This window comes from Facklamia sp. P13055, assembly GCF_050409445.1.
Lineage (GTDB): Bacteria > Bacillota > Bacilli > Lactobacillales > Aerococcaceae > Facklamia.
In genome coordinates this window covers 92,678-100,342 of sequence record NZ_JBNUPL010000006.1, presented here as the reverse complement: position 1 = coordinate 100,342, position 7,665 = coordinate 92,678, and the positions used below count along the sequence as shown (strand labels likewise).

The 7,665-nt window shown below is 33.9% G+C and carries 9 protein-coding genes and 1 pseudogene; 2 read left to right on the top strand and 8 right to left on the bottom strand.

Going from position 1 to position 7,665, the window contains the following annotated elements; all coding sequences use genetic code 11:
• Positions 1-63: 63 nt before the first annotated feature.
• Positions 64-1,656, bottom strand: coding sequence for an ATP-binding cassette domain-containing protein (locus tag ACQV2O_RS03970; RefSeq protein WP_428875050.1), 1,593 nt, complete (start codon positions 1,654-1,656; stop codon positions 64-66).
• Between the two features lie 447 nt (positions 1,657-2,103).
• Here ACQV2O_RS03970 and ACQV2O_RS03965 point away from each other — a divergent pair, with 447 nt between their 5' ends.
• Positions 2,104-2,721: a hypothetical protein gene (locus ACQV2O_RS03965; RefSeq protein WP_428873550.1), complete on the top strand. Its 618-nt coding sequence runs from the start codon at positions 2,104-2,106 to the stop codon at positions 2,719-2,721.
• 210 nt (positions 2,722-2,931) lie between these two features.
• Here the strand turns inward: ACQV2O_RS03965 and ACQV2O_RS03960 are convergent, their stop codons facing one another.
• From ACQV2O_RS03960 to ACQV2O_RS03935, 6 genes are all read right to left on the bottom strand, one after another.
• Positions 2,932-4,440, bottom strand: a complete 1,509-nt coding sequence (locus ACQV2O_RS03960; RefSeq protein ID WP_428875049.1) for an ABC transporter permease — start codon at positions 4,438-4,440, stop codon at positions 2,932-2,934.
• A 1-nt stretch (position 4,441) separates the two neighbouring features.
• Complete coding sequence (locus ACQV2O_RS03955) at positions 4,442-4,708, bottom strand: ATP-binding cassette domain-containing protein (protein ID WP_428873548.1); 267 nt, start codon at positions 4,706-4,708, stop codon at positions 4,442-4,444.
• Positions 4,709-4,873: 165 nt separating this feature from the next.
• Positions 4,874-5,209: a hypothetical protein gene (locus tag ACQV2O_RS03950; RefSeq protein WP_428875048.1), complete on the bottom strand. Its 336-nt coding sequence runs from the start codon at positions 5,207-5,209 to the stop codon at positions 4,874-4,876.
• A gap of 226 nt (positions 5,210-5,435) precedes the next feature.
• Positions 5,436-5,555: a hypothetical protein gene (locus ACQV2O_RS03945; protein ID WP_428873546.1), complete on the bottom strand. Its 120-nt coding sequence runs from the start codon at positions 5,553-5,555 to the stop codon at positions 5,436-5,438.
• Between the two features lie 118 nt (positions 5,556-5,673).
• Positions 5,674-5,907 carry a hypothetical protein gene (locus ACQV2O_RS03940; protein ID WP_428873545.1) on the bottom strand — a complete coding sequence of 78 codons (234 nt, stop codon included), beginning with the start codon at positions 5,905-5,907 and terminating at the stop codon, positions 5,674-5,676.
• 199 nt (positions 5,908-6,106) lie between these two features.
• Positions 6,107-6,724: a plasmid pRiA4b ORF-3 family protein gene (locus ACQV2O_RS03935; RefSeq protein ID WP_428873544.1), complete on the bottom strand. Its 618-nt coding sequence runs from the start codon at positions 6,722-6,724 to the stop codon at positions 6,107-6,109.
• 279 nt (positions 6,725-7,003) lie between these two features.
• Between ACQV2O_RS03935 and ACQV2O_RS03930 the strand changes: the two are divergent.
• Positions 7,004-7,170, top strand: a pseudogene (locus ACQV2O_RS03930) (transposase); the annotation flags it as partial.
• Positions 7,171-7,276: 106 nt separating this feature from the next.
• Here the strand turns inward: ACQV2O_RS03930 and ACQV2O_RS03925 are convergent.
• The gene (locus tag ACQV2O_RS03925; RefSeq protein WP_428875053.1) at positions 7,277-7,660 is read right to left on the bottom strand and encodes a group II intron maturase-specific domain-containing protein; all 384 of its coding nucleotides are present in this window, start codon (positions 7,658-7,660) and stop codon (positions 7,277-7,279) included.
• Between the last annotated feature and the right edge of the window lie 5 nt (positions 7,661-7,665).

Sequence of the window (7,665 nt, the reverse complement as noted above, 5' to 3'; positions counted from 1 at the left end):
TTGTTTAAACAACGTTTATAGTGGTTTTTCGGTTTGAGACTTATGATACAGCCCCGATTTTGTTTATTCATATTTTGTAAAGGTATCTTTAAAGTCATCTATATCTATAACTTGGTCATAACTTATTTCTGGATCGATATGATGCGCAACTTCTATCAAGATAATCGGTAAATCCGAAAGAATCTGACGAACACGCCGAGCGTTTTGAAAATCTAAAGCAGCGGTTATCTCATCAGCTAGAACGATGTCCTTCTTTCTAAGCAAACAACGAACCAGTTCCAAACGCAGGCGTTGACCGCCTGAAATATTTTCACCATTATTTTCCAATTGATAATCCAATATAGCTGGGATTTCATTCGTTAAACCAACTTGATCTAAAAAATATAAAAGTTTATTATCTGGAAAATTCTGTCCCAAAGTTAAATTATCACGAATAGATCCGTGACTGAAAAAAGGATGTTGTGAAATATAGGCAATATTTCCTTGATATTCAAAGAATTCTTCGCCTTGATTATTGCGCACAAAAACACGTCCATTATCAGCACTTATTACTCCTGCTATGATCCTTAGTAAAGTGGATTTCCCAGAACCACTGGCGCCCTTTATCAAGACTTTGCTTGGCATGGATAAATTCAAGGAAAAATTTTTGAAGAGTACTCGCTCTTCACTATTTTTCGATATATTTTCCAAGACCAATTCAGCGACAGAATCTGCTGTAAAATATGTGTATTCAGAACCAGGATCTTCAAGTAAGCTATAAAGTTTATTTCTCACGTCACTTGAACGCTGAATATCAGAAATACTGTACATGATCGATTGAATGGGACCACTGAGATTCATAGTCGCGATATACATAGCTATCAAGCTAGCCGTAGTCAATTCAACGCCTTGTTTTTGTAGGAATAGCCCTACAGCTAAAGGCAGAACTTGACTAAAAAATACTAATGGACCGTTTAGAAAAAAGACGATATTACTGGTCCATTCATTTTTCCAGCGAGCATTTTCATATTCCTCATTAATGTTTTCAAGCAGAGATAATTTTTCTTTACTAGCACCATAAAAATAAAAGGTGTTCGCTCCTTTAAAAAAATCTCCTACAGATCGATGGAATTGCTTTTGTTTTTTTGAGAAAGCAGCACCACTATCTTGTAAATGACGATTCATCAAGAATTGCGGTAAAGGCCGAAGAAATGAGAAAGCTACAAAAAAGAGACCTAACCAAAAATTGTGCCACAGAATAAAAACGATTGTGGTACATAGCATAAATGCCTTTCCGATCATAATATCTACAGGAAGAAGAAAACGATCGTACAATAGCTCCATGTCTTGTGTAAGGATTGAAACTTTCTCATCATACATAATGGAATCTTTTAAAAATAATCGTTTCATTAATTGACTTTTTAATCTTATTTGTAAATGACGTTGTAGATTATTACTAACAAAATTAGCCAAGAGCATAGTGCTATAAAAAATCAAGTGTAAAATTAAACCATACACTATAAAGGAAAGAATCGTATCTGTAGTCAAATGCTCTTCGCGAATGTTTAGTAAACGCTCAAGTAGTAATGGCTTTATAAGCATTAAACCACTATTAAGTAACATTCCTATTAAAAAATAGATGAGTACATTCTTTTTAATATATTTCAGTATTTTCATAAGCAAGTCCACCTAAACTTCAATTATATTAGTTATATTTTTTTCACCCTATTAGCTTCAACTTATTATTATCCACTATAAATTTTTAAATGCTCGAACAGTAATTTCTCTCAATCAATGGTCATATATAAAGCCTTTCCTTTTCTCTTTATTGAAAGTTACGTGTGCAGATAGTGTCTATGCTTTTTACAATAGGCCATTTATTAAACGTTTTCAAAACTATTATACTAAAAAGCTTATTAAATGCGACGGAATCATTCAATAAGCAGATACACATTTAAATTATTGTTCGGTTATTCTAAAATTTGAATTTTCTTTTAATTATTTTTATAGTTGGTAAACAATTTAAATAGTAGATATAATTAAAGTAGACTCTTCAATAATCTTATTTTTCATAAAAAATTAATTAAAAACTCGATATGAACAAATTTTCATAAGGAGGCTATGATGTTATTTTCAACAATAATTTTTGGTTGGATAGGAATTTTGATATTTCTACTCATTCTTTTTAACTTTAAGAAGATGACAGAGAATAATGAGTATGCTCTATTGCATTTAATGCAAGCCATCATGTATGCTATGTGGCTTCCCTTACCATTTGTTCTCTATCAATTACTCGATTCTGATATTTTATTGGTAGGAAGTGTGTTTGGTTCAGTTTATTTAATTCTACTAGTAGCTGGAATGGCTCTGCAAACTGGTCATATAGCCTTTTTAGCCAAGTACAATGAAGATAAAAAAATAAGCGATAGTCAAACAAACTATATGATGGCGACATTATCTCATCCCTATGAAGGCTTAGTAAATGTATTTAAATGTATCTGGGCTATATTTTTGGGTATAATCTTTTGGCAGAATGGAGAAGTAGTAATGGCAGGTTGGATGTTCTTATTTGGATTGCTCATCATTTATTATCTGATAATCATTCTAGAGGCCAGTTTAATAATAAGATTAAGCTTCTTTGAAAAAGTAAAACCAAATACAATTTTTGTAAATATTGAAACCTTCTTATTCTTTTTGACTTTGATGATTTATATCACATTTATTTTTAAGCCTTATTTATAATTGTAAATATTTTTCGAATGATCGTGATTTCTAAAGGATAAATGACAATTAAAGAAGGCTCTATGTCAAATAGGGTTGATGGAAGAAAAACTCTTCCTTCAATCCTATTTATTATAGAACCTGAATAGCACAAAAGAGAAGACGACATTCGTCTCCTCTCGTGCTTAATTATAAGTCAACCCAATACAACTGACAAAGAACCAGTTACAGTCAAACGCTATTCAAAGATTTTTTCAGATTGCCTAATTTCACACCCCGCATATTCCAACTGACTGAAATTAAAGTGATCAGTAGGATAAGTAAAGTGATAAGTCGTATCACTTGAGGTGTAAACATCACACTCAAACCTGAAAAATAGGGTATTCGCCGCAGATAAAAATTATAAATGAGTCTATCTAAACCGTAAGCTAACCCTAGACAGGTAAGAAAGACGATAAGATTTTCACATAAAATCAGCCAAGCAAGTTGACCTCTGCTATACCCTAGGCTATACAAAACAGCAAGTTCCCGATTTCTTTTTCTAAAATAACCTTTGTTCAAAAAAGTTATTACCAAGCCTAAAGTGAGTGAGATAATACATGCAATGCTCAGCATTTTTCTACTCTCATACTGATAAATCTTAGCATACTCACCTGTTTTCCAACTTAACTGACTGGTCAGTCGATATTTCGGAAAGAGTTGTTCTAAATTTTGAGAAATCGTCTCAACATCTTTCGGCGATTGCGCTTTAACAAGCAGGGTCGTGTAGCCCAACCCAACAGCTGTTTTATAGCTATCAAGCGTTTCAAATATATTTGAGAGATAGACTTCATTTTCATTTGATGAACCAATATAGGCGCTTTTATCCTCTTCATACATTTGCGCAAAATCTGTCTCTTCATCCAAAATACCCTGGCCATCCCAGCCCAAATAAATAGCGTAAGATGGTTGAAGCGTATCTTGATAGTTACTCCGATAAATACCCGACACTTGGTAACTTCTCTCAACCAAATTCGTAGCTTCTCCATATTTAAATGTAGATAAATTGACCGAACGCCCTATAAATTGGTCAAAATCATCACTTCCAAAGTAAATCTGCGCAAAAATATCAGGTAAAATGACTTCTAAACTTTGATCTTGAGGAAATTCTCCTGTAAGTAAAGTAATATTTTGGGTATTGTAATCTTTAGCAAAAGCTTTCGGACTACTCAAACCTAAAAATTTAAAGGTCAGCTTAGTATCTTGACTTAAAAAGCCAATATCCTTTTTTAAAATGTCTGGTAACTCTTCCACTTCATAAGTCAAATCAATTTCATAGCCGTCTTTATCCGACAGTGCCATTTGACGACCTGAGGTTAAAGCGACAGCTTCAACACCTTTAATTTGGCGCACATGTTCATAATCTGCCTGCGAAAAATATATCCGCTGACCATCTAAACTCGAAGAAATATTTTTCTCACGATTTTTGACCGTTACATCATTTTTTAGTTCTTGCGTATCAATCATGATGAGCGTGTCAGAGACACCTGAAAACATGCGATTATAAGTACCAACTACTGTACTGTAATAAAAAGAAAAACCTAAAATAAACAAAGAAAAAATAAGCATTATTGGAACAGCAAGCAATAACAATTCAAACTTATTAGCTCGCATGGATGATAAAATATAACGCCCCAACTTTTTCTTTTTTATCTCAGTAGGCTGGCGGAAAAGGGTCATTTCCGTCTCAGTTTTTCCCACCTCACGACACATCTTTTATAGCCGCATCATCAAAATCGCCTGCATTTTTTAAATTATCAAGAACGCTCGAACCCTCCGTGAGTTTATAATCTTGAAAAACCAGCTGTAAATCCCTATTTCTTATGGTTTGCCAGTCTTTTTGCTTTAATTCTCGGACATTTCGTTCAAATAAATAATAGTCGCCCTCATAATCAAAATCTAAGCCAAAAATAATATTTAAAAGCGTTGTCTTGCCTGAACCACTCGCACCAATGACCGTATAAATCAATCCGGATTATTCTATGGTAAAGTCTAATTGATGAAAAATTTCTCTCTTACCATATTTTTTATTGATATTACTAAGTTTTATCATAGCATCCCCCTTAAAGACCACTATAACTATAAAACAGACTAAGTTTTCTATTTAGACAAGCTAATAAATCATATTAATATTTTAGCTATTAAACCAAGGGTCATGGACTGGACTAGAATTGATAACTTCTCCATATCTATCCAATGCTGGTTGTCCCCAACATACGTGAACATCACTCTTATTTTTTCCTATGCGAACCGTCTTGGTACCAATAATATCACCATTTGCCCGCATTACTCTTAGAGTAAAGGTCGTTATACTTGAACGGTTTACAGAACCTGTTTCAGAAACACCATTTGCATCCCACTGAATAACCGATTTCCAATGACCAGAGGCTGCAAGTGCTGGAACTGCTGTTCCAATAATGCAAGAAAAAACAGCGACACTCATAAGGGCAGTTATAATTCTTTTCTCCATAATCATTTTCTCCTAAAAAATGATGAGATAGTTAAGAAAACTTAGTCCGTCCTCATCTATATCGTAGTATTTTTCCCTCAGTCAAGCGTTTACATTTTTTAAACTATCGCCGAACAAAACCAAATTACAAAATTTATTATCAATTCAATGAATTTTCTTTGTTTTTTTGGACATTATAGTCTGGGGAATTTATTAATCTAGTAAGATTCTCTAAATCTCGTACTTGCTACTCATACTCATTAATAAATTTATTTAATCGTTTCTGAGTAACTTCAATATTTTTCTGCACCTGCTTCAGCTTAACACTTGCTATCAAATTCATCTTCGCATAATCATATCTTGCCAATCGTCTGCTCTCAGGGTATGAGTTATTGAGATTGAATAAGACTCAGTAACCTTGCTGAGATGAGCGACCTTATCCTGCAAATCCATGATGATCAAATCTAGTTGAGCGATACCCTTGATTAACTCGTCTTTAACTTCCTGATAAGACTGGTTAAAGTTAAATCTCCTTGTAATTCCACCATTATTCTTCTTAGAGCGGTACCAGCTTGAGAGGATTTAATACCCGCATTAGCCATCAAGCCAATCGCCAAAGCCGTATCATCTATGGTATCGGTTACAATATCTGAAGTCAATGCTAAATCTTCGCCAGATGCAGTAGCTAAGTTCATGATCCCGTCAATACCACTAATCATGTCTTTAGTTTCCCATTAAAGCACTCTCTAAATAATAGTTAGGCTGTTTTCCTTTCTAATGTTTTTGTTATTAAGATTTTCATAGTCATTACATTCACTCATAACGATTTCAAAAAGGGTAACTATATATTTCTTTGACCCTATCGAAAAGAAAACGATAATCATCCCTTTCACTTCATAAAACTTTATCTATAACTTACTAAACTAAGTCTAAAAAATCATAGACATGATCTGGCAATAAGATTGCACCCTCTCTTTTATTATATAGATCTTGCAATTCTTGATTTACATTCTCTTTGTTAAAGTCTTGTCCAATACTTGGATTCCATTCGCATAACCTTTTAAATTCTTTGCTATCGGGTGTTTTTGATAACTCACGAAGATTCTCTAGTCCTCCAACACCACCACAATCTTCGGGAATATTCTCACCTTTAGAAGCAACCACCTGAGGAAAAATGCCCCCATTAGCTACATCTTCTTTCATCAAAGTAATCTTAAATTCCCAATTATCTCCAAAATCATAGGTATAATTGATTGAACTATATTCGTATAAATATGGGAGAACAAGTGTTTTTTCAGCGTCTTTTTTTATAAGGTTAGCTATTGCATCACTAAAATCATAATCACGGCTAATCTCTAAATCAATCTCTAATTGAGTACCATATTTTTGGAAACTAAATAAATGTCTATCTTCTAAACCAAAAGCACATTGAATAAAGCAATGTAACTCAAAAAAGGTCGTCCTATCTGGCACAATCATATTTCTCCAAATAGCAGGATTCTTAATCCCTACCAACTGTACTTTTAACTGAATCATCATCATCTCTCCCTTTCTTTTACTAAGTCTTTTTAAACTGTAGTTAAAATCCTGCAATTACATAGTTACTTATTTCATAGTGCATTATTATAAGATTAACTACCTTTACTAAAGAAAACGTTCTAGTGAGTCTGCTAATCTATGAAGTATCGACACAAATTTAAAAAGAAAGACTCATTTTTATGGATGTAACAAAGCGGTTCTTATAATCCAGATGTTTAATCTGCTTTCAAACCAATTATACTACAAATTCAGTCCTTTGAATATGTTCGACCTATTAAAACGGCTTTAAACACCTTTATCCGCTATAAAACTATGTCGCTAATGCTATTGAACTACCTTACTCCAACGCCAAACTAGAAGCAACTAACAAACTCATCAAAGATATTAAGCGAAATGCCTTTGGCTATAAAAACGACTCCCATTTCAAAAAAGAATTCTTTTAATATCAAGATTATATGTGTCAGGAAGAAATCGAGTAGGAGGCTAGCCATTAGTTGACTAGCCGACCTCTCACACCCCCGTACCTACGGTTCCGTATACGGCGGTTCCCTAGTTTACACACACTTTAGTATAATAGCCGAGCATTGACAGGTAGCCTGGCTTGGCTATTTCTTCTTTGGTTAGCACTGAGTTTAGCATTAGTGCAGCTCGCCACGTGGCTTTTCTGCAATTCGCCATTTCATGCACTTTCCAAAGCGGTATCCCAAATTTCTTCATCCTCTTGTATCTTGTTCTGACTTTCTTCCACTGTTTCCAGTATATTTGCCTTACTCTTCTCCTAAGCCATTCATCCATACATTCCAGCATGGATTTCATATCCGCCTTTGAGAAATAATTTATCCATCCTGCGATAAACTTGTTCAGTTTGGATTTCCTTACTGCATTTGACCCTCCATTACTTCTAGATGTTAGCCTTTTCAGTTCACTTTTCATCTTAT